Below are 26,271 nucleotides of genomic sequence, written 5' to 3'. Positions count from 1 at the left end.
TGTTGCTTGACCAGTTTTTGAACTAAGCTTTTACTGACGGAAAATATCGCTGCTGTTTTTCTGATCGACAGCTTCTGCTCGATATGGGCTGCTACTATTTTGGAGCGCAAATCTACTGAGTATGCTTTCATTGGTATATTATTTTTAGTCAATTCTATTGTACCTCATAACATCCGGAAGTGCTGTATATTGTATGTGAACATCGGTAGGGACAGGGAAATGCCTTGTCCGGCGCGGGGACGAGCACACGGAAATGCCGTGTCTCTACGGTTCGCTTTGACTTTTAATAATTTGGTATAAGATGAAAGATTGTAGAACCGATATCGCGTCTTCCTTGTGTAAGTTGTGTTTAAGTACAAAATGGTTTATAATACTTACCAGCGGTAAGAACTAGCTCCAAGTATTAACTGGGTTTTTCAACCTAAACTAATGTTATGTCCACTCTTTCTCTCAAGCACTTAGTGGCAAAACTTTCAAGAAAAGCAACGCTGCAAACTGTACTCATAGTTCCCTTTGTCTTGCAAGTATTTGCAGCGGTGGGTATTGTGGGATATTTATCATTTAGGAACTCTCAAAGAGCAGTGAATGACCTTGCGGCTCAATTGATGGGGGAGGTAAGCAATCGCATTGAGCAAAATTTGAGAACTTATCTGCAAACTCCGCACCAAATCAATCAAAGCAAGCTGGATGCGGTGAAACTGGGTTTTGTAAACATGAAAGACTTGTCAGCTTGGGAAAAGTATCTGTGGCGACAAGTGCAATTATATCCTTATATCAATTTTACGTCGATCGCTAATCAAGATGGAGAATATCGCACTGGCGAAAAGATGTCTAATGGCACTTTATTGATTAACGCATCGGGGCCTTCTACAAATTTTAATTTTTATTCTTACAATACTAATGATACGGGCGATCGCACGACAGTAGCCGCCTCCGTTAAAAAATTCGACATCCGACAGCACCCTTCCTACGCCTATGCGGCTCTAGAAGCCAAACCAACTTGGAGTTCAGTTTATATATCCTTCCTAGAACCCACCTTACTCCTCAGCGCGCTGCAACCAGTTTACAACAGCCAGAAACAGCTAGAAGGAGTATTAATTGCTGCTTTGCGTCTCGACAGTATCGGTCAATTTTTAAACAGCCTCAAAATAGGTAAATCTGGTCAAACTTTTATTATCGAAAGAAACGGCACGCTGCTGGCAACTTCCACAGCCGAAAAACCTTTCCGCACCCAAAACGGTCAAAAAGAACTGTTTAAAGTTACAGAAAGCAGCGACGCAGTAACGCAAACTACAGCTAAATATTTAGAAAGTCACTTTCAAAACTTGCACCAAATTACAAAATCGCAGCAAATAAATGTTGAAATCAACGGCCAGCAGAAATTTTTAAAAGTCCTGCCATTTCAAGACGACAAGGGTTTAGATTTGCTGATTGTCGTTGTCGTTCCCGAAGCCGACTTTATGGAACAAATTCATGCGGGCAACCGAACTACAGTGTTGCTATGTCTGGCAGCTTTGGGCATGGCAAGTGTGTTAGGAATTCTCACTTCTCGCTGGATTATCAAACCTCTTATAAAATTAAAAAATGCAGCAATAGCTTTATCTGAAGGACAATTTGACCAAACTGTCAAGCTCGATCGCTCCGACGAATTGGGCGTACTTGCCGCTGCTTTTAACAGCATGGCACAACAACTGCAAGCATCTTTTACTGCCTTAGAAACTAAAAATACCGAATTGCAGCGACTCGACAAACTGAAAGACGAATTTTTAGCCAATACTTCCCACGAACTCCGCACTCCGCTCAACGGCATTATTGGTATTGCAGAATCTTTAATAGACGGTGCTACCGGACAACTGCCAGAACCAACAAATTTTAACTTAGCTTTAATTTCATCATCGGGCAAAAGATTGTCTTCTTTAATTAACGATCTTCTGGACTTTTCTCAGCTAAAACACAAAACGATAGAACTGCAAATTAAGTCAGTCGGTATTCGAGAAATAGTCTCTGTAATTCTCACTTTGTCTCAGCCATTAGTAGGCAAAAAAAACTTGCAGTTGATTAACTCAGTCGCTCCTGAATTGCCGCCAATAGCAGCAGACGAGAATCGCTTGCAGCAAATACTTTACAACTTAATAGGCAATGCAATTAAATTTACCGAAAGCGGCAGAGTTGAAATTTCAGCAGAATTGGTAACGGGCAACGCACAATCACTGCCTAATTCCCAATTAGCGATTAGTGTATCTGACACCGGTATTGGCATCCCCGAAGATAAATTAGAACGAATTTTTGAATCCTTTGAACAAGCTGACGGTTCCACTGCTAGAGAATATGGCGGCACGGGTTTAGGGTTAACTGTTGCCAAGCAATTAGTGGAATTGCACGGAGGTAAAATTTCGGTATCTTCAACTGTAGGCGTCGGTTCCCAGTTCACCTTTACTTTGCCCGTATCTGAGAGTCAACCGGAATTTAGCAGCATACAGCCGCGTTTAACCGAGGGTTCTCCCATTTTTATCACTCCTGAACTAGCCCGCCAATCCTCTATAATAAATTCTCAGGTATCAGACAATAGCGAGTCGCTAGAAAGTGAAAAATTAAAAATTTTGGTAGTTGATGATGAGCCGATTAATATTCATGTCATCATCAACAGTCTTTCTCTAGCCAACTACGAAATTACTCAAGCGAGCAACGGCTTAGAAGCTTTAAATCTGATTGAATCAGGATTTAAGCCGGACTTAATTTTACTCGATGTAATGATGCCGCAGATGACGGGTTATGAAGTATGTCGAGAAGTCCGCAAAAAATACTCGCCTTTAGAAATGCCGATTCTGATGCTGACGGCAAAAAATCTAACTACTGACTTGGTAGAAGCTTTTAACTTAGAAGCCAATGATTATGTAACTAAACCTTTTATAAAAAAGGAATTGTTGGCGAGAATTAATACGCAAATTCGCCTAGCAAAACTGAATGCAGCCTACGGCAGGTTTGTGCCGCACGATTTTCTAAACTTGCTGGAAAAGCCGAGTATTATTGAAGTAAAATTAGGCGAACATCAGGAAAGAGATATGACAGTGCTGTTTGCTGATATTCGCTCGTTTACTGCGCTTTCCGAAAATATGACACCGGATGAAAATTTTACATTTATTAATACTTACTTGGGAAGGGTTAGCCCTGCAATTAGGAAAAATAACGGGTTTATTGACAAATACATTGGGGATGCAGTCATGGCACTGTTTCCTACATCCCCTGAAGATGGTGTGCGAGCAGCAATTGATATGCAGAAAGAAGTAAATCTCTATAACCAGCAGCGAGAAAAAAATGGCTTGTTTCCGATCGCGATCGGCGTCGGTTTGCACGCGGGCAATTTGATGTTGGGTACCATCGGCGAACGAGAACGGATGGAAAGTACGGTGATTGCTGATGCGGTGAATCTCGCGTCTCGTTTGGAAGGATTGACTAAGGTTTACGGCGCGGGCATTCTAGTTAGCGGTGCAATTATCGATCGCCTAGACGATCCAGAAAAATATAAGTACAGATTTGTCGATCGAGTAACGGTGAAAGGAAAGACAAATGCTGTGTCGGTGTTTGAAATTTACGATACAGAAACAGAGGAAAGCATTGTACTCAAGCAGCAAACGGCGGAGGTTTTTCAAGAAGCCCTCAATTTTTACTACGAGCAAAAATTTGTTGCCGCCCAAAAAGTATTTCAGAATATTTTACAAATCAATCCAGACGATCGGGTAGCAATGCTGTATTTCAAACGCTCTCGCAAGTATCGAATGTACGGTGCCCCGGAGGGGTGGTGTGGGGTGGAAACTTCGACAGAAAAATAGGGCGCACACTGCACGCCCTACTCTGTTTAACACATGGTTGCACAAACTTTAAAATATAGTTGTACAAACACCCAATTTATTCCAAGTTTTAGGGCCGACAATGCCATCAGCAACGATTTGTTGTTGGTTTTGAAAATTGATAACGGCTTGTTGGGTTTTCGGGCCGAATCCTCCATCAGTATTTAAAGAAAATCCCTTGGTGTTCAAGAGTCGCTGAAGGTAGCGAACGTCCTCATTTTGGGTGACACCATCGTTGCGTTTTAGTATGGGAAAATAACGGCAGGAAGGTAATTCAGTACGAATTGCGTTTGTGGTTTGCATGGTTTGATTCTCCATTGGTTGTTTGCAAGTTGTTTAAAAGTAGAGAAGTGGGGAAAAGATGTTAGTTAATAGTCCTGGATGCACTTTTAACGGGCATAAACGAGGTTTCGGCTTCGCTCAACCACCAGGTTTTTTAGCGTTTCTGGGGGCGAAAAAGAAGTATTGCAGTGAAACAACCCAGTTTCTTGCTACCCGTGCGCCTAGGATTAGTTAACTTGGATTTAACATCCGGGTTCACCTGTATAACAAGCGCCTAATAGACTCCAAGTTTGAGGGCCAACAATGCCATCAACAGCAATCTGATTTTCCTTTTGAAATCTGATGACTGCTTCTTCGGTTTTTGGGCCGAAGAATCCATCAGTTGCGACGGGATATCCGTTTTCAACTAAGGATTGTTGGAGATAGCGCACGTTTTGATTGGCAGTGGTACTATTATTTCGTTGCAGTGTGGGCAGTGAAGAGCAAAGAGGCAATTGAGCGTAAATTGAATTTGTGGTTTGCATGGTTTGATTGGGGATTAGTGGTTTGCAAGTTGTTTGAACTTGCTATTCCCCAGTTGTAGCTGTGGGGGGAAGTGCTTTAACAGTCGCTTTTTATAGTGACGCTTATTTGGGGTAGCTCAAATGAGTGACAGCCCGCTATCAAATCCGTTTTGTATAAAATAATTGTCAAAGGTAAACAGCAGCGAATTTCCATTTTTTATCAACTTTTAGCATCTTTGCCGGAAGCCCCACACCATACCTGTAGGGCTGTTGGTGTTGGGATGGATAGGCAGATTGACGTAGGGAAAGCGAGGCAATCAATCCTGTCACGGTGTAATCGCTCTACTCTTATATAAGCTGAGTAATGGTCTTTTCTATAGAGGAGGCAAAAATACTGTATTTAAAGCTAGTTAACCATGGGATCGAAAAGGGCGATCGAGAAAATTGGTTTGGGGTTGCGACTTTAACTTAGAAGTGATATCGTAGTATCGGTAGATAGTAGACTTCCGGCTGTCAAACAACTTGAGAATTGAATCAATAACAATTTCTGTAACTATCGGGTTAAAGTCGGAAATAAACTCGTCGGCGTTGAGATTTTCTCTAAAAAATTCCTTAGCTCGATCGCACTGATAGCGCATTTCGTCAAAGCCAACAATTTTTACCACAAACGTTGTCAGGGGCGAACTCTCCAAATCGGTATTAGAAGTGCTTTTAGCCCGCCCATTTTCTAATAAATTCAATACTTCCGCTTCTAAACTAATTTTAGGTTTATAAGGTTTCTCTATTTCTGGAAAAAAGCTTTCCAGGCGCACGCAGTTAGGAACTTGAGCCGGAATTCCTCCCATCATCATCGCCAGAGAAACCTCAATCCCCAAATCCGAAGAAAGAGCTTCTAGCAGGGCTAGGGCAGCCAGTTTGCACCCCAAATAAAGCTTCGCAATTTCGAGATTGTACTTAGCAGTAGTTTCCCAGCGCTGATAGGTGCGATCGTCTGGATATCCCTCAAACTGTCGGAAAATTATTTCTGGCTTGAGATAATTCAGAAAACCTTCCATCTTCACCAAAGCAACTCGGTAGTCGCGAACCGTGTAAAAACCCCAGCATATGAGATTGTGATTGGTTTCCGGCAGTAAATTCCAGGTATTTGCCAAAAAATGGGCTGAACTATGGTGAGCAAAACTCATCACATCCCGGTTAGAGATTCGCACAGCTTTTTTGACCGTTTCCCGCATTTCCTCGTCCGTTAAACTGAGGTTAAACAGGCTATTTATTGCTTGCAAGCGCTCATAAAGACGCTGGCTTACCGTTACTCCCGCATCGGCGGCACGAAACGGAATTGTTGCTTCAATGCAGCCGGCAATTTGAAGCAATTGCTCGCGTTTGAGAAATGGTTCTAGAGCTTTTGCTGCTACGACAGCGCTGAGAAATTCGTTTTGTCCAGCCAAAGGATTGAGGACTTCGCCCGGTACAAAATTGAATACCAGCATTACCATCTCGAAGGTAGCATCCGCAGGCAGTTCAGATTTATCCCGAATTTGTAGGTGTTGGTTAACCTCTTTTGCAACAGGAGTGATGTAGTAGCTGACGTTAAAGTTAATGCTGCGATCGACTTGTAGGTAGACGGTATCGTGAAATAAAGCTGCCAAAACCTCGATCGCATCTTCATCTCCCCCCACCTCAAAAATATGTTCGGGAGTGTGAAAAAACCGCCATGGCCCCATCATCGGCTGAACAATCAGTTCGGCAATCCGAGCGAGTTCACTTGGTTCGACTTTTGCTTCCAGGCGATCGATCGCCCAAATCAGCCTGTCTAAGCACTGTAAGTAGGCTTGTTTGCTATCCATCACAGTCTTTCCCAATAACATTACTGTCAGTCGATTTTAGATTTTAGATTTTAGATTTTCTCGACAGATGAATCTGGAAGCTGGAACCTTAGTCTAAAATTGTTAGATATCCACGACTGGAGTCCACGGCTTGTATCCGTTTTTGGGCGGGTCACGTCAGCCACCCGGCTGTTAGTTTGATTTTATCCTAGATGCGCCCCGGCTGTTTTTATTTGGGATTTATGAGATTTTGGTGGAATAATTTAGCTGCAATTTAGGAAGGAAATACTAACTAAAACTCAACTTAATTTCCGGTAGCTGACCTCCCCTGTTTTCCTAGTCTAATCAGCACAAAGTATGACAAGTAAATTACATAGATAGCTAAACCAATCATCCCCAACAATCCCAAAAATTGAGGGGTTGTATTAGGGTGAAACATTTGTTTGTAGAGCCAAGGTGGGTCTAACCAAATGCGGCAAAAAGGTTCGTCAATTACCTCAATTTGCGATTTAAAAGCACAGCTTAAGAAGGGAAGTTGAGCTAGAGCGCCCAAACCGCTGTAAACAGTAATCGCCCACCGCCAAGCTGTAAAAGCCAGTTTCAGGGGCGACTGCGGTCGATCGGCAATTTCTTCGTTTAAATCCTCCCAAAACCACAGACTAGCAGGAATTAATGCCCTCCCAATCACCGACGATACAAAGCTCACAGGCAGCGCAGCCATCATCAGGTAAAGTGTAATTGCCAGCAAACTCGCCACCCGCCAATAAATAATCGACAAACGGACGATCGCCTCAGCTTTTGCCACAACAGCCCAAATCAGCACTACCAGCGGGATCGAAATTGTTAATAACACAGACAACCGGTAATCCATCCACACTAGCGGTTGAAACCAAGGCCCGGTGGCTGCCAATAAAAGACTCAACATCTTTGGGAAAATATACTCACTTATTTGTCACAAATTTTACTACAAAAATGCTAAAAAATCAGCAACCAGAACACGGTCTTAATGTTTTAGTTACTGCTACATTTTCTAAGGTACTTGGCGCGCTTTGAAAGGTACTTGAGACACGATAGACGGCAATACGCTTGAGTTAAAACTGTTTATTCTTGAGATATCTCCTTCCCATCCTCGCCCCTTTTGGGGGACGCAAGAGCAAATTCTTGTCCCCCTTGGGGGGCGAGGGGGAAGCTGGCGGATTTGAACCGTATTGGGATAGAGGGCAAATCTCACCATTATTTCAAGGCTCAACCCCTAAAATAAAATTCTCCCGCGCCAAAAGTTAGATTTCGGCGCGGGAGGTTCGGCATAGAGCTAAATGGCTCGTTTATTCCTCGTAGATGCGGCACTCAGCAGCGTCAGGATTGTCGTCGCAAAATTTTTCAAAAGAATTCTTAGGTTTGACTTGCTTTTGGTGGGAAGCTTCTGCTTGCAGTTCTTCAACTGCGTCCCACGCCGCCGCGCATTCCCCGGAAGTTGCGCCCTTGAGGTCACAGACGGTACGAGCGCTTTCTAGTTCTTCTTCAATTTTCTCTTGGATGTTGACGGAGGGTGTTGTTGTCATAAAACTTGTTGGTAGGAAAGTGTAGGAGAATATGGTTGTCCCCGACCTATTTCTAGGTAATGTTAGCACGCGCCTTTGTTTAGTGAGCTTGTTCGGCTAACGGCACGTCCTTAACCCAAATAAAGATGTTTAACCGTTAACGACAGAGCAAGGGAGTAGCTAAGCAGTCGCTTGGTGTCATAACTCAAAAAACGTAGACTTCTAAAGTATACGGCGGGTCAACAGTGGTTTAAGTCTTAGGCTCGAAGCGAGCGTGTCTTTAGACCTGGGCCGTTGACCTTATTAAGTAAGAAAGGTTTTCTTTTTGGATGTTAGTTTGGGTGGGATTTGCTGTTTCGGTCTGGCGACTCCAGCTAATAATAGCTTGAGATGCGCTGCGGTTGCAGCAGCCCAGATAGAAACCATCCATAAGTACGATCGCAGTAGCCGTCTCTACTCCCTGCTTTACTAGCCCCTAGGCGGATTCTAGTCCACAGGCATCAATGTAGGTCGAGCCAACCTTACTTTTGATGAAAACATTACACGAGGTTGGTGTGTCAAACTGTATTGAGCTTTATCTTTTAAGATTTAGCTGAACACAGCATTTAACAGTTAACAGATTAAGGGGACTCTCATGTTAACTTATGTTAACACAAGAACGGCAATCGATGGGGAATCGATCGCCCAAGAATAGCGTCCCCCCAGTGGCCGGTTCCAGTTAGCCTAATGTATAGAAATAGTTTTATAGAGAAGTTTGCCTTATGTACACCCAAAACCAAATGCAATGGGTCAGCGCTTTATCAACCCGTCCCTCTTTGGAATCCGCCCTCAAAGAAGTTGTAGAACAAGCCGATCGCGACCTAGAAGGCCAGGCCGATTTAGCACTGATATTTATCTCGTCTGCCTTTGCCAGCGAGTATTCTCGGCTGATGCCTTTACTCCGAGAAATGCTGCCAGTACCCGCGATCCTGGGATGTGGCGGGGGAGGAGTCATCGGCACGAACCGGGGGGGCCTCACCGAAGAAGTCGAGGGATCTCCCGCAGTCAGCCTCAGTCTGGCGCGCTTGCCGGGAGTGAATGTCAGAACTTTTCATGTCGGTTCAGAAGAACTGCCCGACTTAGACAGTCCCCCGGATACTTGGGTGGATCTCTTGGGCGTGCCGGCCCAGGAAGAACCGCAGTTCATCATCTTGGCTGACCCCTTTTCCGCAAAAATTAACGATTTGCTCCAAGGGCTAGATTATGCCTATCCGGGCGCGGCGAAGGTAGGGGGACTAGCCGGGGGGGACGGTGCGGGCAGGGGCGCGGCGCTGTTTTGCGACTATCAGCTTCACCGAGAAGGGACGGTTGGGGTAGCTTTGAGCGGCAATATAGTTTTGGAAACGATCGTCGCTCAAGGCTGCAGGCCGATCGGGCATCCTTATCGGGTGACGGAAGGAGATCGCAATATTTTGCTGAAACTCGAAGAACAAACCGATGATATCGGCAGCGGGGGCATCGAGCGATCGCCCTTAGAGGCTTTGCGAGAGTTAGTTCAAACTTTGAGCGAAGAAGACCGAGAATTAGCCCAGCACTCGTTATTTGTAGGCTTAGTCAGCGATGAATTCAAGCTGAAATTAGAGCCGGGAGATTTTTTAATCCGCAATCTGTTGGGAGTAGATCCGAAAGTGGGGGCAATTGCGATCGGCGATCGAGTCCGTCCCGGACAGCGCATCCAATTTCACCTGCGGGACGCGCGCACCTCTGCAGAAGACCTAGAAATGCTGCTCGATCGCTATCAGCGGGCCGCCGAGTACAGTGGTACATCCAGCGTCGGCGCCTTGATGTTCTCTTGTCTGGGGCGCGGTGAAGGGCTTTACGGCGAATCGAACTTTGACTCCCGACTTTTTGGCCGATACCTCAAAAACATCCCCCTGGGCGGCTTTTTCTGCAACGGCGAAATCGGCCCCGTCGGCGGCAGCACATTTCTGCACGGCTACACCTCCGTATTCGGGATTTGCCGCCAAAATTCATAATTTGTCAACTGTTGACTGATGAGTGATGACTGTTGACTGATGACTGATGAGTGATGACTGATGACTGATGACTGTTAACAATCTAAAATCTAAAATCTAAAATCTAAAATCGCCTGATGACCAATAAATAAAAGCGGCAGTCGCCTGCCGCTTTTAGCTGTAACTAGATGTCTAGAAGCCTTAGAAACTAAAGGTTGTACGCAGGAGTCCGACCCAGATATCGTCGTTTCTGTTGTTGTGTTCGGGGTTCAAAATCACGTAAACGCCCGGTGTCACTGATACAAAGTCATTGACTTGGAAGCGATAGAAACCCTCTAAGTGATAAGAGGTGTTACGGTTTCTGGCGACATCACTTTCAGTAACTTTTGGCGGTACACCGAAGACAAAACCGAGGAGGTTGCCTTGCCGGCCAAAATCTCGCAGGGCCAAAGTGATAGCACCATTCTGGATCGTCGCGTCATTGCCGCCCCCCCGCAGTTGCTCAGCCTTCGTATAACCGTACCAACCGCCAATGTGAAAGCGACTGCTGGGTTTGAAGTTAACTTGCACGCCATAGTTATCTGCTTGAGTGGGTGCTTGACCGAAGGGCCGGTTAGCCAAAGAACTGCCGGTGCCACCCATGAGGCCAACATCGCCTGCGCGATTGTATTTGTGGGTGTAAGTCAGGCTCAAATTAAACGGGTTGCTAAAAAAGCCGATCTGACCCAAAGCGCTGAAAGAACCGTCGAAAACGCCCCTGCCATTTGCGGGGTTGGGAGCATCGCCCTCGGAGGCCAGATAGCCCGCAGTAGCTCGGAAGTTGCCCAAGTTGTAACTCATACTTGCGCCAGCTCCCTGCGGTCCGCGGTGTACGGCCGGGTTGCGAACTCCAAATCTGGATAGAGTGCCATTACCCGTAGCGTCACCAAAGGTACTAGTAGCAGGCGCGTCTCCAATTTCATTTAGGTCAAGTCCTCTAGGACCGACAAAGAATGTAGCGTTACCTAGCGGGAACCGATACCACACTTCATCTAGTGTGAAATTGTTGTTCTCAGCCCCATCCTGGGCTACGCGAGTCATGTTAGTACCCGTAATTGCTGAGTAGTTAGGGACGTTACCCGCTTGCAAGCGGGTTCTGAGCAAGTCTCGACCGGTGAAGCTGGTCAATAAGTTCAAGCGCACCCGGTAGCTGAAGTCGGTGACTGTTTTGTCGTCGTCGTCGTCAAGGCGGATACCCTCTCCGACAAAGGTGTCGGTGACGGCAAAAACGGCTTCTCCGAGCAGTTTGGTGGTAGTGGAGAATTGATTGGCTTCGAGTTCTGCGGTGCGAGCTTCTAGGCCGTCTACTCGTCCGCGCAGGGTAGCGAGTTCGGCTGCAAATTCTTCTTGCAGGCGTTGCAGGATGGCTAAGTCGTCTCGGGTAACTAAGTTACCTGTTGACCCAATTAGTTGGGTTATCTGGTCTAAGCAAGCGTTGACGCCGGCTGCAAATTCGTAGCGAGTCAGGGCGCGGTTGCCGCGGAAGGTGCCGTCGGGATAACCTACGATACAACTGTAGCGTTCGACTAGGGATTGCAGGGCTTGGAATGCCCAATCTGTCGGGCGCACGTCGGAGAGCTGAGTGACTGATGTCACCTGGGACATGGTTCCCGACGGTTGGGCCGGCAGTGCTTGGGGAGCAACAGGGACGATGGGGCCGCCCATTCCTCCGGGTACTGTCTGAGCAATTTCTACCTTAGTAGCTGGGGTAGTAGCTGGGGTGCTGGCGACTGCTGGCACTTCAATTTTCCCAGCAACTTCTGTCTGGCTGATTTGCTCTGCCAAGTCTGATGCTTGGGGCGAGGGTTCGGCAGTGCCTGCTGCTGCTAGGGGTTCAGTCGCTGCTGCGCTGGCCGGAGCGATTGGGGCTGCTAACTCGATGTCGCTCCCTGTTGTTTGCAGTGCTGTTTGCAGTGCTGCGGCGCTGGTTTCTGGTTCGATTGAGGCGATTTTTTCAGCGTCTGCTTCCTTAACGACCGGGGTTGGGGCCGCTTCGAGGCTGCTGTTTAAAGCCAGGTTTTCTGGGGCAGCAGGGGCTGCTGCAACTGGTTCTGCAACTATTTCTCCAACTATTTCTGCAATTTTTGACTCAGATGACTGAGCTTTAGCTAGTTGGTTGGCTTCAGGGGTTGCGGTCGCTTCTGCGGCGATCGCAGTGGCACTCATGACTGATGATAGCCCCAGAATTGCCGGGGATACTAGCAGTAAATTCCAAAAAGTTCTGTTCATTTTCCTCACACCTTCACACTCTATTCAACTCGACGAGCAGCAATTCCCAACTGCTAATTTTTGTGGTTGCTTGCCTGTTGACAATAACTGCCAAAATAGAACCTATCCATAACTGTTGATTCACAGTAGGCGTGTCTACTTCTGCTTGAACGTAGGGGCTGGGCCCTTGTACCCCCAGGCATCAATTCAGGTCAAGCCCACATTACTTTACGGTTGATTATACCATCACCTGTTAATTTCATCTCTCGATCGCCAGATTTGCTTGAGTTGCTCCCAGGGCGATCGATAACTGGTTCTACGGGTTCAACCACAATCTGCCTGTAACTGACAACTGCCCAGAGTCCTCGGTTACGCCCGACTTAACAGACAGTTATAGGTAGGATTGTGGCTGCTTGTCGCATCCCTTATACAGCTTTATCTCCTATAATGTCAAGGTTTTTAACCTAAGTTTAAACCTCGCGACCCGGCACGGGCTATTTTCCCGCCATGAGTGGGGAACTGAGACTTAAAGTCTGGTAGATTGACCCGATCCAAACCAAGGTTCAGGCTTGACCAATTTTGGTTTTTTGAGGCCCGCTGCCGTCGGGACTTGCCAGGACGATCGCCCTTTTTGAGACGGCTCGTCGGCGGATTTAATTTCCCGCTACTTTAACACAACTTTTTTGTTGTTTGAGTACGACTGAACTGGTAGTGCTTGACAATTCCCGCATCCAGGATACCCGCCACGCGATTCATTCCGAAAGCAGACTCAGGATCCAGAAATAAAAAACCTGTATCCGATAAAGGAACCCCCGAATTTATCTCGCGCAAGTCAATCTAAAATCTAAAATCTAAAATCGATTGACCCGCTGTTGGCGCAGGGAAAGCTCACTTGCTTGACCGATCGACTATGCCCGATATTCCTAGCGGTTTGAACGATGTTTTTGCCTAGGGACGATCGCAGGAGTTTAGTGCTAAGCTGGCTAAAATGCCAAACTCAAAAATAGAGCTGCTGTCAGAACAAAAAACCGAAACGCTGTGGGTGGGCAAGTTATACCATTTTCGATTTTCGATTTTCGATTAAAGAATTGGAAATAACTGATGACATACAAGTTGGAAACATCGGCATACACTTGCATTATTTTGGGTAACTGGTATTAGTAAAAAAGTGAGGTTTTATGGAAGATTTTGGTATTATTATTGCCTGCTGCGACCAAGATTATCTGTTTGCTAAGGGTTGCTGTGCTAGCATCCGCTATTTCCTGGGAGATGTGCCGATTTGTCTGTTGATTGACGGTACGTTTTCTGTGAGTGCTTTGGAAAAAGCCTATGGGGTGCGGGTTATCGATCGCACAACTGTTTCTGAAGAAGTTCTCAGGAAAAGAAGTTTTGGTTGGGGCAAAACTAAAATGATTGCTTTCTGGGAAAGTCCTTGGTCAAATTTTATGGTTTTGGATGCCGATACGATCGTCTGGGGCGATGTTCTCAAATTGGCTAACTTTCAAGAGTTTGATTTTATTGTAGACAAGCCTTGTTACGATTACCCGGATGCGGAGATTTCGGAATTTTTCTTTGACATTCCGGGCGTTGAGAAGCATTTCCCGAATTTTCGTTGGTCGGAATCGCGATCGAACTATTTCTGCACGGGTACTTTCTTTGCTAAGCGCGGCGTTTTTAGCTTGGAAGAATACGTAGAAATTTTAGATTTTACGGCGGCAAATCCGGGGATATTTAAGTACGGAGAAATGGGGTTTTTGAACTTTATGATTTTCCGGGCGGCCGGGGAAAATCGACTGCGGGTGCAGAATGTGGATATGCAGTTGTTGGTGCCGGATTTTGACCAAGATTTGCTGAGGAAGCAGTTTCCGGTTGAGTCAAGCGGGCCTGGGGGCGATCGCACTCAGGCGACGGTGATTCACTGGTGCGGGCCGAAGCCGACTTTATCTACTGGGAAAGTTTACTCGGAACCGATGAATTTTTGCCGCCGCAAGTGTGAGGAGGATGTTTGGAACCGCACGGGTTTGGCTGCCGAGATGTCGCTGCAAGTTGAGGATTTACAGCGATCGATCTACGTGTATAAGAATAAGTTTAAGAAGAAGTTTCGGCAGTTGGCGGGCAAGTAAGTAGGATTTTTTAACCGCAGATGTCAGCGGATGAACGGGGATGCACGCGGATTTGGGCTTACCCTTCGAGGGGTAAAGTTGGCCCGGCTGGGGGTAAAACTTGGCGGTGAACGCTTACTTTGTGGCTTTCCCGCTGAGTTTGCATTTCGACGGCGATCGCCTCAAATTCGACTTCCATGCAGCCGTAGGGAATCTCTAACTCGACACTTGCTCGCACATTTCCCAACCCGTTAGCTTTAAATTCGGTAATCCAGCGAGGCCCGTCGAGAATCAGGTAGGTTTGGCGATCGTACACCCAAACTTTCACATAAATCCGGGGCATTAATTCCGGGAGTTGCACTTGCACTTTTACAGCCTGGCCCGCGATGATTTCGGCCCGCGGCAATTCCAAAATCGGCATCGGTACTAACTCGTCTTCTGGCAAAACGTAGGGAGTTGGAGGAGTGTCTTCTGTGGCGACTATTCTGGTTTTTTGAGCAACTTGTTTCGGCTGCGGGGGTTCGTCAAAAACGACAAATTCTCTGGCTTCTGGGCTAGTAGATTTGGGATCGGAAATTGTTTCGCTGGTTTCGGGTTGCTGCTGGGTTGGGCTGCTTTCTTCCACAACGGCAATTTCGTCGCTGCTATTGGTGGCGGCTGTTGGATTTGGTGACAGGGTGGTTGCTTTCAGCCAGTCGGGGGATTCACCGTTGCTGGCTAGGGAACTCAGTCGCGACCAAAATCGACTTTCGACGTTTAAGGTTTGAAATGCCTGTTTTGTGGGTGCTGGCGCGGTTTCTGGGGCGGTTGTTTCTAATTCTGGGCTGTTTTCGGGTTTTTGGTCGATCGCTCCGATTTCGGCTGTTTGAGTGGGATTTGAGATGTCTGAGGGTTTGGTTTGTGGGTCGATCGACTCTGGGGCAGTTTGAGGCGAATCGGAGATTTCCGACAGCAATTGCGATCGGCTGCTGTCGGGGAGTTTGTTACCGAATGCGGGCAATTCTAGACCGCCTGCACTTGGGGTGTGACGCGAAGCCAGTAGAGGGGGTAGGGCTTCAGTGGTTGGGACTTCAGCAGGGGAGGGAGGGTCTAAGGATTTTTCTACTAGCTTGAGGAAGGATATATTTTTGGCGCTTCCAGACGGTTTTGAGGCTGTTGGGGAGGGTTCGGCTTGATGCTTTTCTTCGAGGAAATTGTCTTTAATTTCCTCTAGAAGGTGCTCTAAACGGGCTGTAATTGTGAATAGTTTGGTGGCTAGGGTGACGCCGCCGCTGCTGAGAATTGCTTCTCCTAAAATGAGGCGGCTTTTACACTCGGTTGGGATGTAGGTGACGCAGGCAAAGATGCAGGGGGGAACTTGTTCTGGCATTGGCTGCTGGATTTCTGCGAGAATTTTTGAGGTTTGGGGGTCGCGCAGGTAAATTTGCAGTTGTGCTGAACCGATGAGTTGTTTGAGTTCTAGCGCTTCGGAGTCGGGGATGAGAGTTGCTGTTTTTCTGCTTTGTTGGGGGTGTTGCGGGTTTTGGGGAATGTCGATTTTGCCGGAAATGATTAAGGGGCGACCGAGTTGGGTGACGAAGGTTTCTCGATCGAGGTGGAGGAGGAGTTGGACGCCCGGTTTTGGTTCGGGGGTTTGGGGAATAGGAAATTGGTAGATTTTGGTCTGCTGCGGTGCTGAATCGGCTGCTGGGATTTGGGTTGGTGCGGGGCGATCGACCGGGGAAGCGATTTGTGGGGCTGCGCGATCGATCGGTACTACGTTTTCTGAGTCTGCGGCGGAAGCTGGGGGTTCGAGGTCGATCGGCGGTAGCGGTTCGGAGGTTTCCGATTCTGCGGGCAATACTTCTAACTGAACGCCGTACTGCCAAGGTTTTAGTGGTGTTGCTTTGGGATCTGGCAAGCAGGATAGTTCCCACAGTCCGGGTTTGAGCCTGGTGTAGGGAATGATCACGACTAATCCTTCGGGGTTGGTGCGGGCCGATCGGCTTTGGACTTTCCGCTGCGCCCCTTGGTCGAAGGAGGTATGGGTAACGCGAATTTCGATGTCGGTGTTGGGGTGCTGAATGCGAGCAACCACGCGGTATTTACCTTCTAGAATTTCCACGTCGGAGGTTTCTAGGGGCAACCAGGCGCGATCGCCCTCTTTCTGTAGCAAAAATTCTAATTTTTTCATCTTTCTTTCCCCTTGAAGGCTCCCGCTTGATTCGTCACAGGTTGGTGGTGGTTTGTTGAGCGACAGCTACAGATATTAAATTACTTATGTTTTATAGCCTATCACCACTGTCGGTCAAGAGGCCCACTTACCAAGGACTGCCGATTATGCTGAATGCTGCCCAATAATAGGGATGGGATAAATCTTTGCTGTCGAGTTTGGGGATGGACGGGGGCAATGGAATGTCGCCTCGCGCACTTCGCAGTTGACCGCCTTCGATCGTCACTTTGCCTTCGATCGCAGCGATTTGTGCTTGCCGCATTGCTTCAGCTTTAATGATTGGAGGGTCGTTTGGCCTGCGGATTCTTAACTGCTGGTAAAACTCTGTCATCAGGGCGAGAGTCCCCGCATCGCTGACGTACCACAGGCTGGCGAGGGCTGATTTTGCTCCCGATTGCAGCGCTAAACCGGCAAATCCGAGTTCTGCTTCTTTGTCTCCCAAGGCGGTTCTGCAGGCGCTTAATACTAATAGTTCGAGGGGCGGATTGTTCCATTTTAAATCTCTCATTTGATCGAGACCGAGTTGGGTGTCCCAAAATTGAATGTAGGAGTTATTTGGGGTTCCTGGGCGGAATTCTGCGTGGGTGGCAAGGTGGATGATTCCGTATTTTTGTTGCAGTCGCTGGGATTGCAAGTTTACTAGGGTGAAGTCTTGGTTGAGAAAGGATTGACCGGGCCACTGTCGGGCGATCGCGCCGAGTTCTAATGGAACTGCTGGCAGCGGTTCTTTGTTCGCCGTTTCTGCGAAATCTGATGCTCCCATTGCTAGGACTTGCACGTTTCTGATGTCGGTGTAATTGCTGTCTGTGAGTTTGAAGGCGGGGATGCGGGCGAGGCTGTATTTTTGGATCAGAAATTGCTGTCCGTCGTGCATTGCTGCTAGGGGTACGGTTCGCAAACCTGCGCCGACGCAGAACAGCAATGTTTCAATTTTTGCTGTTTGCAAATCTGTTTCTAGGGGTGCAACTATCCATTTGTAGAGTTGTTGGGCTGGTTCTAGATAGGTGGTGGTGTTTAGTTTTACGGGGTTGGTGATTTCGCTACCGAATTCTTGGACTACTGAGAGCAGTTTCTCTTGTTTGGCTTCGGGGACGCTGCGGAGAATGGGCGGGCGATCGGGCAATATTAAGATTAATTCTAGTTGGTCGGTGCGGGGGATAGCGTAAATTAAAGCTGGTTTTTTCTTGGTTTGAACTGCTAGACGGGAGAGAGTTTTTGATATTGCTTCGGCCGTTTTCGCACGGGTTTCAAAGTCTTGTTCAAAGTATGTTTGATACTCTTCTTCCCAGCTTTCTTCGATTCTGGTTACGGCTTCGGTGAGGTTTCCCCGATCGAGCAAATTTCTCATTTCTTGCCCGCCCGGCCCGCCCTGGTCTGTGTTTTGGGCAATTGTAGCGAGGTTCGCGGTGCTCCAGCAGAAAAATATTGCTATCACACAGTAAAAAATAGCTTTTTTAATTTTTTTCTGAGTCGTGTGTTTTTGGCGTTGCTGCTGGGATTGGTACTGCATGATTTTGGGGCGGTTAATAGCGCCGTTGGCGGCAGCAGTTGGCAGACGTTGGGATGTGGGTGGGAATTTTGACCCCCTCGCATCCAGGATACAAGCCCCCTGATTCATCCGTCCAGAAATAAAAAACCTGTATCCGAGAAACTTCCCCCCCGAATTTATCCGTGGGGTGAATGCTTCATTCAATTCTTTAATCTAAAATCTAAAATCTAAAATCTAAAATCGATTGACTGTGCTGGCGATCGCCGCACGATTATAGCATTCAAGAGCAACCGCAAATATCTACCGTAGGGTGTGGATACCAGCAGCAACAGAGGCCGCACGCCAAGAAATTGACCATTTATGTAAAAGTTTGTAAATTATGCAGGGGTTTTGCATAAACAGGACTTACGCAAAAAACTGAGATGTTGCACCATTTTCAATAATCCTTTTATGAACAGGCTTTCCGGCCTGTTCCACAAAAAATTCATCTTTTGTGGAACGGGCCGAAGAGCCCGTTCTTAAGAATGGTGCAAGATGTGAGTTTAACCGGCATTAGCTATACGGGCGTCTTTGAATTTTTGCGACACATCCGCACTTCTCAGGTTGAATCGAGTTTTGTCTTGGTATTAAGTGAGGAATACCCTGCATCGATCGCCGATATATTGAGTTACCTCAGTAGATATATTCTCTGTATTTACTTATTTTAAAATAGTTATATTTTTCGCCCCAACTTACTTAAAGCTCGACTGGTTAATTGTTTGGTCTCGGATATCTGCCAGGTTATTTCGTACAATTCGTCGAGACTGCCTTTTGCCTAAGATTTTGCATGAAAATCTCCTAGTTTTTTAGAATCATTGGCGGCGGTTGCCAAGAATTGAGCAACATAAATAAAAACACTTAATTATTTAGAGAATTTTACGCTAGGCGGGCGATCGCTTTTTCCTTCTTTTCTCCTAAATAAGTAAAGCCTTCTTGCTTTTGTTATAGATTGTGTGCGATCGAACCAGATCAAGTGCGTTAGCGCAGCCCTCGAAGAGGATCGCGATCCGATTGGGGGATGTGTCTTAGTATTTCTTCACATATCCTGATTTCGGTCTATGATATATGCCTTATGGCGTATTTGTGTTTAAAGCCCGTTACCGCGTACCGCTGATGAGTCAATCAACCAATTCACCGCTATCCCAACCAGTTTCTCGAAGAACCGCCCTCAAATTCCTCGGAGTCGGTGCCGCAGGCGGGCTGCTGGGCTACTCTCGGTTTTCCAAGCCAGAGCCCGCCGTTTTTGTGCAAGATTCTCTTGACTTGCCGCGAATGCTGAATAACCGCAAAACCGTTGCAGTTGTAGGCGCAGGCTTAGCAGGGCTCGCCTGTGCTTACGAGCTATCCCAGCGAGGTTTCGCCGTAACATTGCTCGACAAATCGCCCCAACTCGGCGGTAAAATTGCTAGTTGGCCGATACAAGTCGGGAACGAAACTTTTATGATGGAACACGGTTTCCACGGTTTTTTTCCGCAATACTACAACCTCAAAAGTGTGGTTGAAGAACTAGAAATTACCGATAACTTTATATCTTTAGAATCCTACGCCGTTCTGTTTAGAGACGGCAAATACAAACCCGAAGTTTTCCGTCCCAACCATTCAGCTTTTCCCTGGAATATAGTTGACTTGGGGATATCTTCTCCCAATCGGCTCAAGTGGGGAATCAATCTTACAAAACCCGCTCACTGGCAAGTATTTCGAGAAATCGGCGGTTTTCAAACTCAAAAAAGTTTTGCTCGCCTCGACAATATATCAGTAGCCGACTGGGTAAAAGGTGAATTTCCGCGCGGACTTTATGACTTGTATTTTCTGCCTTTTGCCAAATCCAGCCTCAACGCTCCAGACGAATTGAGCGCGGGAGAATTAATGCAATTTTTTCACTTTTACTTTTTCGGAAATCCAGAGGGTTTAGCATTCAACGGTACGCGACAAGATATGGGTACGAGTTTGGTGCAGCCTATTGCCAGAGCAATTGAAAGCAAAGGCGGCAAAGTATTGACAGATGTCGCAGTCAGTGAAATTCGCTGGGAAAACGGCAAGATTGATTCTCTGAGTTATCAGTCAGGAGACGTGCAAAGTAAAATACCTTTTTGGGTGAAGCGAAACAGGCTATTAACTGATAGCAACTCTACCGAATATTTCGGCGCTGGGGACAGCGTATTTGCCGCCGCACCGTCGGGAAAAGAGGCAATTTCTCTGAGCTGCACTCACCAAGGCTGCACAGTTCAGAAACAAAACGACGGTCAATTTCACTGTCCTTGTCACGGGGCAGTTTTTGATGCCGAAGGGCGAGTTGTCAGCGGACCTGCTCAGCGGGATTTGCCTCGATTTAAGGTAGTTGATGAAAAAGCCGATGAGGTACAGTTGGTCTCCGCCGCGACCACTTCCAAGACGCAAAATTTGGGAGAAACATTGAAGGCTGATTATTATGTTTTGGCGGCCGATGTTCCGGGGATGCAGCATTTGTTTAGTTTGGCTAGCGGTGAGGTGAATTCGCAGGTGCAGAGTCGGATCGAGAGTTTGAAAATAGCCGATCCGTTTGCGGTGGGCCGTTTTTGGTTCGATCGCGAATTTCCCTGGGAACACAGCAATTTCAGTTCGCTTTCCGGCTACAAACTGACTGACAGCATTACGCTTTACCACCGAATTCAGGATCAGTTCATAGAGTGGAATCAGAAAACTGGCGGTAGTGTTGTGGAACTGCACGCTTATTGTTACAAGGAGAAAGAATTTCCGAATCAGGAAGTTTTGCTGGCGACTTTTGAGCAAGAATTGTACGAAATTGTACCGGAATTAAAAGAGGCAAATATGCTGCACCGGGAATTGGTAAATCAAAAGAATTTCTCTGGATATCCGCCCGGTAGTTATGCAGAAAGACCAGAAACTTGCTGCGCTGTTCCCAATCTTTTGTTTGCGGGAGATTGGGTAAAAATGCCGTTTCCGTGCGGTTTAATGGAAAGGGCAGTTAGCAGCGGTTTGTTGGCAGCTAATGCTATTTTATATCAGGAGGGTTTGCAGAGGCGAGCGCTCTTGACGGTGAATCCCGAAGGCGTGTTAAAAATCTAAGGTTTGCAGTGGGGCGGGCTTTATAAATCGTCAATCATCGGCTGGTATCCTCGGTGAAACCCGCCCCCAGCCCTACCATTTTAGATTTTAGATTTTAGATTTTAGATTTGAAGAAATGGGAATGACTGATCCAATAAGGGTTTAGAGGTTTCCTACAGTTGCATTCTTTTTTTAAGATTAGTTACGGTTTGCGGGGGTGGTTTCGCTGAGGGGAAAAGGCAGAGCTTGCGAACCAAAAAAATATCTGCGTTAAGCGGGGTGGATATGCGGTTAAAATATTATTGAATGAGTATAAAGCAATAATAAATGCTAAATAGTAACTGCAAAGTTCGCAATAAATCTGTAACGTTTGATGCTTTTGCAACAGAATACGATTTCGTGACCTCGTTGCAAAACCAGAACGATTTCTTTACTAACAACCTATCTGTCAGCAAAGGTGCAGTATTAGATATTGGCTGCGGTTCGGGAATTCTTGCTTTTGAATTAGCCCAGTATTACGATAATGTTGTAGCCGTCGATTTGTCAGCAAAAATGCTAGATATAGCGCGTCAAAAACGCTCAGCACCCAACATCGAGTACATCCAAATGGATGCCAGTCAATTAGCGCTCGATCGCCAATTTGATTTAATAGTTAGTGCTGCTACTTTTCACCACCTGCCCAACCTCCCCACCACCCTCTCAACCATTAAAAAAATGTTAAATCCGCACGGCAAAGTCGTCTTTTTAGATAATATTTCGGAAGTCGAAACACCTGCTACAATAGGCTACATATTAGGTGCAGCGAGAGATTTTAATCCCGACTGTTCCACCTACGGATTTCGCAATGCTTTAAGACTATTAAAATTTAGATTGTCGCCAGGGTGGTTGAAGCATTTAGCTAGCGATAGGTATTTGTCTGAACGGAGATTTAGAAAAATTTACGGTCGTTGCTTTCCGGGCTGTTATTTTGTAAAATTGGGTTGTTTTATGGGCGTAATTTGGGAATATTTGTAATGCAAAACAACGCGATAAAATCGGTAGCTGGAAAAGGGGAAAAAACTCACATCCGCCAGTTGGGCATTAATCTCGATCGCTGGTATGCGATCGCCCGCAGCAGCGAGGTGCAAACTCAGCCGCTAGCTGCGAAAATCTGGAATCGGGCGATCGTACTTTTCCGCGACAGTGCAGGCAAAATCAACGCTTTAGAAGATAGATGTCCGCACCGACAAGTTAAACTCAGCCACGGCAAAGTTAAAGGCGATTTAATCGAATGCGCTTACCACGGATGGCGGTTAAATGCAAGGGGAGAATGTGCCGAAGTCGATTATTTAGCAGAAAATCAAAAGCTACCTAACTGCAAAATTCGCTCCTATCTAGTCAAGGAAAAAAACGGTTTTATCTGGCTGTTTCCCGGCGACGAAACCCAAGCAGAAAAAACTCATTTACTGGATTTGCCAGAGTGGGAACATCTCAATTATATTGCCACTGTTTCAGTCATCGACTGTCAGGCACACTATTCATTTTTAATTGAAAACTTGATGGATATGTACCACGGGCACTTGCACGATGATTGGCAAGCTTGGGCAAATCCAGTGTTAGATACTTTAGAAGAAAACGAGCATCAAGTAACTGCTCGCTATCAGGCACAAAGTTATTACAAAATAGATAAAATTTGGTCAATTTCTCAGTTATTTTTTAAGTCTTTGCGCCGACTGCACCCGGAACCGCTAGAGGTGAGTTATGTTTACCCGCACTGGGTTTCAACTTTGGGAAGCGACTTTAAGATTTACTGCTTGGTTTGTCCGGTGAGCGAAACAGCAACTCGCGCTTATTTAATTCATTTTACCTCATTAAATGCGTTTTGGCGGCTGCACAAATTGCCTGTTTGGTTTCGCAGGTTTATCAAAGATAGTTGCTTCGGCGCGGCTCAAAAGTTATTAGATGGTTTGGTGCGGCAGGATGTGTTAATGATTGAAGAAGAACAGCAGGCTTTTTTGCAGAATTCAGAAAGAAAAAGTTATGAATTAAATCGGGCTTTAGCCAGCGTGCAAAAGTTGATAAGAAGTCAGGGGGAAAATGGGTAATTCAGCCGCAGATTGAAGCCTACAGCGGGACGAATGAAACCAGCCTGCACAAGCTAAGTTGAGAGTTCGCCTTTCCAAGCTTGAGCATGGTATTCTAGCAGCAAGGAAAATTGACTTTCGGGAAGCAATTACCAACCACACCTAACACAGGAACCAAGCATGAACCGTGTCAGCATCAAGGGTGAGGAACACCCCATTAGGAAAATCTTTAGCGATGACTTTATGTTTACCATTCCCCTCTACCAGCGTCCCTATGCTTGGACAAATGAGCAAGCTGGGGAACTGCTGGAAGACCTGCTAACATCATTGGGAGATGGTAACGACACGATTGATCAACTCAACCCGTACTTTCTAGGCAGCATTGTTTTGATCAAATCTGGGCCGCCAGAGGCTGAAATTGTAGATGGTCAGCAACGTCTAACAACTCTCACCATACTACTAGCTGCTCTCAGGGAATCATTGCCAACACAACACGCCAATGACTTGACCACTTATCTATACCAAAGAGGCAGCTTAATCGCGGGTATAGATAATCGTTACCGTCTGACTTTGCGCGAGCGAGATGCAGAATTTTTCAAGGAATATATTCAAAATGAAGGTGGTATTAACAAGCTCCAAAAATTAAACAATGCTGAGCTGATGGATACTCAGAAGCTTATTAAAGAAAATGCACATTTATTCTTGCAACGTTTGCAGACTATCGCTGAATCCCACCGTATACGTCTTGCCCAGTTCATCATTACCCAGTGCTTCTTGGTAGTGGTTTCTACGCCTGACTTTGACTCTGCTTATCGGATATTTTCTGTGTTGAACAACAGGGGATTGGATCTCTCCATAACTGATATCTTGAAAGCGGACATTATTGGAAAAATACCCGAAAGCCAACAAGAAAAATATACTAAAAAGTGGGAAGATACCGAGGAGGAGCTGGGACGCGAGTTATTCAAAGACTTGTTTTCTCATATTCGGATGATTAAAGAAAAGAAAAAACTTAGCAAGAGTATCCTTAAAGAGTTTCAGGAAAACATCAATCCTGCGGCAGGGTCTCAGCAATTCATTGATGAAATTTTAGCTCCTTATGCTAAGGCTTTTTCGGAAATTCACAACTCAACCTATGAAAGCGAGCGGCGTGCCGAGGAAATTAATCAACTATTTAAATGGTTAAACAAAATTGAGAATGTTGACTGGATACCGCCTGCCATTTTCTACCTATCGCGTAACCGTAATAACCCCGATAATTTGGTGCGTTTTTTTACAGATTTAGACCGCCTTGCGGCAGGTTTAATGATTGTCCGCGCCAATATTAATAAACGGATTGAACGTTACAGCAGATTGCTTACTGCTATTGAACAAGAGGAAGATTTATTCAATTCCAATTCACCGCTCCAGTTTACTCCTGAAGAGTCAAACAATATCCTTAGAGTCCTCGATAGTGACCTTTACCTAATCCAAAAAATTCGTCTTTATGTTTTGCTGCGCTTAGATGCTGCCCTGTCAGAAGGTGAAGCATCTTACAACTTCTCCAAAATTACTGTCGAGCACGTACTTCCCCAAAATCCAGGGGCTAATAGTGAGTGGATGAATTGGTTTCCTAGTCAGGAAGAGCGCGATCAATATGTACATCGTCTTGGCAACTTAGTTTTACTATCTGGTGCGAAAAACACTCAGGCAAAAAATTATGATTTTGATGTGAAAAAGCAGAAGTATTTCACTACTAAAACGGGCGTTTCACCCTGTGTGCTTACTACCCAAGTGCTGCGGGAACAGGAATGGACGCCAGAAGTAATCGCTCGACGGCAGAAAGAGCTGATTAATGTTCTCAAGAATCTTTGGCGCTTATAGGATAATTGAATTTGATATCAAATCGCTCTTATCTGTCCATCAGCACAAAACCATCTGCGTCCATCTGCGGTAAAAAAATCTAAATTCCGCCAGCACAAACTTTACTTTTTAGCCCGCTGCTGCTGGTAAACGCTGACAACTTTATCGGCATAAGTAGCAGTGGCGCCACTTTTGCAAGCTGCGGATTCGCCAGTCATCCACCAGCAAGCGGCGCGGCGTACAGCGGCTGTTTCATTGTTGCTGCTAGCTTTGTATTCGTCGCGCAGCAAATCGCCCACGATACAGGTAACAATTGATTTGGCTTTTGTCGCGTCAGCCTCAAATTGTTGCGGTGTTAAATCTTGTTTGGTACAGAATTTTGCCCAGCGGGAAATATTGTTCGGTAAAACTTGCCACTGACTGTACATTCCGTCATTTGCGGCTTGTGGCGGGGCGGCTTGTCGCAGCGCTTCTACGAGGGCGGAAACTTGCGCGTCGGTGACTGATTGCGCTGCTGCTGGAAGTGCTTGCAATCCGAGGCTAATTATCAGGCTGCCGAATAGTAGATTGGTTTTTGCGATCGATTTAAAATTCATTCACAATGCCCTGTTTGATTTAAAGTTTGTTTCCTCAAACAAGGTTTACTATTTTGTCGATCGAATACCTCTGTCTTAAGTATGATTTGCTTGTAGAATGGACTGTCGATCGCGCTTACGAGAGAAATTGCCGATCGACTGCGATAAAATTATGGAAGTACAACCAGCGAAATTCAATGAAAATGCCTACCAGCGATAGCTACCGCGAGTCCCTAATTGAATCTCTCAAAGATGCCGAACACGCTGGTGGTTTTATCGGGGCTATCTTAGAAGAAAAAGACCCTGAACCCGCACTCCTGAGAAATGCCATCAGAAAGGTAATTGAGGCTAAAATCAGGATGAATGCTCTTTCTGATTCAGCAAAAGAACATCACGAAAAACTCGATAAGATCCTGACTGAAAGCGGCGGTTTGGAAATTTACAGTTTGGTAGAATTGCTCGAAGCATTAGGATTTAAACTAGAAATTACTGTCGCAGATACTGAGTTGCCCGCTGACTCGAAATCAACGGATTTTGGGGAATCAGAATTATCCCCCGAACCAGCTAATTTCTAGCTGATTGTAGCCTTATTTCGATCGCAGTAAAGGTTAATCTAGATTATCGGTTGTGTGGGGGCGGGTTTATATAAATTGTTTGCGGGTATTA

The 26,271-nt window shown here is 46.1% G+C and carries 19 protein-coding genes; 10 read left to right on the top strand and 9 right to left on the bottom strand.

The window, feature by feature from the left end:
* The first annotated feature begins 434 nt into the window (after window positions 1-434).
* Window positions 435-3,830, top strand: a complete 3,396-nt coding sequence (locus QT984_RS17875; RefSeq protein WP_333057935.1) for an ATP-binding protein — start codon at window positions 435-437, stop codon at window positions 3,828-3,830.
* 48 nt (window positions 3,831-3,878) lie between these two features.
* On the opposite strand, the gene QT984_RS17870 is transcribed toward QT984_RS17875, so the two are convergent.
* The 5 genes from QT984_RS17870 to QT984_RS17850 form a co-directional block, all read right to left on the bottom strand.
* Window positions 3,879-4,151 (bottom strand): peptidoglycan-binding domain-containing protein, encoded by a 273-nt coding sequence (locus tag QT984_RS17870; RefSeq protein ID WP_333057934.1) that lies wholly within the window; start codon window positions 4,149-4,151, stop codon window positions 3,879-3,881.
* Between the two features lie 221 nt (window positions 4,152-4,372).
* A complete protein-coding gene (locus tag QT984_RS17865) occupies window positions 4,373-4,654 on the bottom strand; it encodes a peptidoglycan-binding domain-containing protein (protein WP_333057933.1) in 282 nt (93 codons plus the stop codon).
* Window positions 4,655-5,043: 389 nt separating this feature from the next.
* Window positions 5,044-6,498: a hypothetical protein gene (locus tag QT984_RS17860; protein WP_333057932.1), complete on the bottom strand. Its 1,455-nt coding sequence runs from the start codon at window positions 6,496-6,498 to the stop codon at window positions 5,044-5,046.
* Between the two features lie 262 nt (window positions 6,499-6,760).
* Complete coding sequence (locus QT984_RS17855; protein WP_333057931.1) at window positions 6,761-7,381, bottom strand: DUF3177 family protein; 621 nt, start codon at window positions 7,379-7,381, stop codon at window positions 6,761-6,763.
* Between the two features lie 400 nt (window positions 7,382-7,781).
* The gene (locus QT984_RS17850; protein ID WP_333057930.1) at window positions 7,782-8,018 is read right to left on the bottom strand and encodes a Calvin cycle protein CP12; all 237 of its coding nucleotides are present in this window, start codon (window positions 8,016-8,018) and stop codon (window positions 7,782-7,784) included.
* Window positions 8,019-8,322: 304 nt separating this feature from the next.
* Between QT984_RS17850 and QT984_RS17845 the strand changes: the two genes are divergently transcribed.
* The gene (locus QT984_RS17845; protein WP_333272959.1) at window positions 8,323-8,469 is read left to right on the top strand and encodes a hypothetical protein; all 147 of its coding nucleotides are present in this window, start codon (window positions 8,323-8,325) and stop codon (window positions 8,467-8,469) included.
* Between the two features lie 289 nt (window positions 8,470-8,758).
* Window positions 8,759-10,012, top strand: a complete 1,254-nt coding sequence (locus QT984_RS17840; protein ID WP_333057929.1) for an FIST N-terminal domain-containing protein — start codon at window positions 8,759-8,761, stop codon at window positions 10,010-10,012.
* 180 nt (window positions 10,013-10,192) lie between these two features.
* Here the strand turns inward: QT984_RS17840 and QT984_RS17835 are convergent, their stop codons facing one another.
* Window positions 10,193-12,259 (bottom strand): iron uptake porin, encoded by a 2,067-nt coding sequence (locus QT984_RS17835; RefSeq protein ID WP_333057927.1) that lies wholly within the window; start codon window positions 12,257-12,259, stop codon window positions 10,193-10,195.
* 1,157 nt (window positions 12,260-13,416) lie between these two features.
* Between QT984_RS17835 and QT984_RS17830 the strand changes: the two genes are divergently transcribed.
* Window positions 13,417-14,361: a hypothetical protein gene (locus tag QT984_RS17830; protein WP_333057926.1), complete on the top strand. Its 945-nt coding sequence runs from the start codon at window positions 13,417-13,419 to the stop codon at window positions 14,359-14,361.
* Between the two features lie 58 nt (window positions 14,362-14,419).
* Here the strand turns inward: QT984_RS17830 and QT984_RS17825 are convergent, their stop codons facing one another.
* On the bottom strand, window positions 14,420-16,513 hold the full coding sequence (locus tag QT984_RS17825) for a hypothetical protein (RefSeq protein ID WP_333057925.1): 2,094 nt from the start codon (window positions 16,511-16,513) through the stop codon (window positions 14,420-14,422).
* Window positions 16,514-16,640: 127 nt separating this feature from the next.
* Entirely contained in the window at window positions 16,641-18,170 is a 1,530-nt protein-coding gene (locus QT984_RS17820; protein WP_333057924.1) for a CHAT domain-containing protein, read from the bottom strand.
* A gap of 395 nt (window positions 18,171-18,565) precedes the next feature.
* Here QT984_RS17820 and QT984_RS17815 point away from each other — a divergent pair, with 395 nt between their 5' ends.
* The 5 genes from QT984_RS17815 (at window position 18,566) to QT984_RS17795 (ending at window position 25,051) form a co-directional block, all read left to right on the top strand.
* The gene (locus tag QT984_RS17815; RefSeq protein ID WP_333057923.1) at window positions 18,566-18,748 is read left to right on the top strand and encodes a hypothetical protein; all 183 of its coding nucleotides are present in this window, start codon (window positions 18,566-18,568) and stop codon (window positions 18,746-18,748) included.
* A gap of 445 nt (window positions 18,749-19,193) precedes the next feature.
* Window positions 19,194-21,146, top strand: coding sequence for an FAD-dependent oxidoreductase (locus QT984_RS17810; protein WP_333057936.1), 1,953 nt, complete (start codon window positions 19,194-19,196; stop codon window positions 21,144-21,146).
* A gap of 306 nt (window positions 21,147-21,452) precedes the next feature.
* Window positions 21,453-22,139, top strand: a complete 687-nt coding sequence (locus tag QT984_RS17805) for a class I SAM-dependent methyltransferase (RefSeq protein WP_333057922.1) — start codon at window positions 21,453-21,455, stop codon at window positions 22,137-22,139.
* Window positions 22,139-23,209, top strand: a complete 1,071-nt coding sequence (locus QT984_RS17800) for an aromatic ring-hydroxylating dioxygenase subunit alpha (protein WP_333057921.1) — start codon at window positions 22,139-22,141, stop codon at window positions 23,207-23,209. Before QT984_RS17805 ends, QT984_RS17800 begins: the two co-directional genes overlap by 1 nt.
* Before the next feature lie 159 nt (window positions 23,210-23,368).
* Complete coding sequence (locus QT984_RS17795) at window positions 23,369-25,051, top strand: DUF262 domain-containing HNH endonuclease family protein (protein ID WP_333057920.1); 1,683 nt, start codon at window positions 23,369-23,371, stop codon at window positions 25,049-25,051.
* Window positions 25,052-25,152: 101 nt separating this feature from the next.
* On the opposite strand, the gene QT984_RS17790 is transcribed toward QT984_RS17795, so the two are convergent.
* Entirely contained in the window at window positions 25,153-25,626 is a 474-nt protein-coding gene (locus tag QT984_RS17790) for a hypothetical protein (RefSeq protein ID WP_333057919.1), read from the bottom strand.
* A 53-nt stretch (window positions 25,627-25,679) separates the two neighbouring features.
* Between QT984_RS17790 and QT984_RS17785 the strand changes: the two genes are divergently transcribed.
* Entirely contained in the window at window positions 25,680-26,180 is a 501-nt protein-coding gene (locus QT984_RS17785) for a transcriptional regulator (protein ID WP_333272949.1), read from the top strand.
* The last annotated feature ends 91 nt before the right edge of the window (window positions 26,181-26,271 follow it).

It is taken from the genome of Microcoleus sp. Z1_B2, from assembly GCF_036700325.1.
Taxonomy (GTDB): domain Bacteria; phylum Cyanobacteriota; class Cyanobacteriia; order Cyanobacteriales; family Microcoleaceae; genus Microcoleus.
Note: the sequence above shows the minus strand (reverse complement) of the source record. Positions and strands in the feature narration are given on the sequence as shown.

Excerpts from the sequence above, each read along its gene's own strand:
- QT984_RS17805 (WP_333057922.1), top strand. The coding sequence starts at position 21,453 with ATGCTAAATAGTAACTGCAAAGTTCGCAATAAATCTGTAACGTTTGAT.
- QT984_RS17840 (WP_333057929.1), top strand. The coding sequence starts at position 8,759 with ATGTACACCCAAAACCAAATGCAATGGGTCAGCGCTTTATCAACCCGT.
- QT984_RS17800 (WP_333057921.1), top strand. The coding sequence starts at position 22,139 with ATGCAAAACAACGCGATAAAATCGGTAGCTGGAAAAGGGGAAAAAACT.
- QT984_RS17795 (WP_333057920.1), top strand. The coding sequence starts at position 23,369 with ATGAACCGTGTCAGCATCAAGGGTGAGGAACACCCCATTAGGAAAATC.
- QT984_RS17865 (WP_333057933.1), bottom strand. The coding sequence starts at position 4,654 with ATGCAAACCACAAATTCAATTTACGCTCAATTGCCTCTTTGCTCTTCA.
- QT984_RS17820 (WP_333057924.1), bottom strand. The coding sequence starts at position 18,170 with ATGAATCAGGGGGCTTGTATCCTGGATGCGAGGGGGTCAAAATTCCCA.
- QT984_RS17790 (WP_333057919.1), bottom strand. The coding sequence starts at position 25,626 with ATGAATTTTAAATCGATCGCAAAAACCAATCTACTATTCGGCAGCCTG.
- QT984_RS17825 (WP_333057925.1), bottom strand. The coding sequence starts at position 16,513 with ATGAAAAAATTAGAATTTTTGCTACAGAAAGAGGGCGATCGCGCCTGG.
- QT984_RS17835 (WP_333057927.1), bottom strand. The coding sequence starts at position 12,259 with ATGAACAGAACTTTTTGGAATTTACTGCTAGTATCCCCGGCAATTCTG.
- QT984_RS17870 (WP_333057934.1), bottom strand. The coding sequence starts at position 4,151 with ATGCAAACCACAAACGCAATTCGTACTGAATTACCTTCCTGCCGTTAT.
- QT984_RS17810 (WP_333057936.1), top strand. The coding sequence starts at position 19,194 with ATGAGTCAATCAACCAATTCACCGCTATCCCAACCAGTTTCTCGAAGA.
- QT984_RS17830 (WP_333057926.1), top strand. The coding sequence starts at position 13,417 with ATGGAAGATTTTGGTATTATTATTGCCTGCTGCGACCAAGATTATCTG.
- QT984_RS17855 (WP_333057931.1), bottom strand. The coding sequence starts at position 7,381 with ATGTTGAGTCTTTTATTGGCAGCCACCGGGCCTTGGTTTCAACCGCTA.
- QT984_RS17875 (WP_333057935.1), top strand. The coding sequence starts at position 435 with ATGTCCACTCTTTCTCTCAAGCACTTAGTGGCAAAACTTTCAAGAAAA.
- QT984_RS17860 (WP_333057932.1), bottom strand. The coding sequence starts at position 6,498 with ATGTTATTGGGAAAGACTGTGATGGATAGCAAACAAGCCTACTTACAG.
- QT984_RS17850 (WP_333057930.1), bottom strand. The coding sequence starts at position 8,018 with ATGACAACAACACCCTCCGTCAACATCCAAGAGAAAATTGAAGAAGAA.
- QT984_RS17815 (WP_333057923.1), top strand. The coding sequence starts at position 18,566 with ATGGTGCAAGATGTGAGTTTAACCGGCATTAGCTATACGGGCGTCTTT.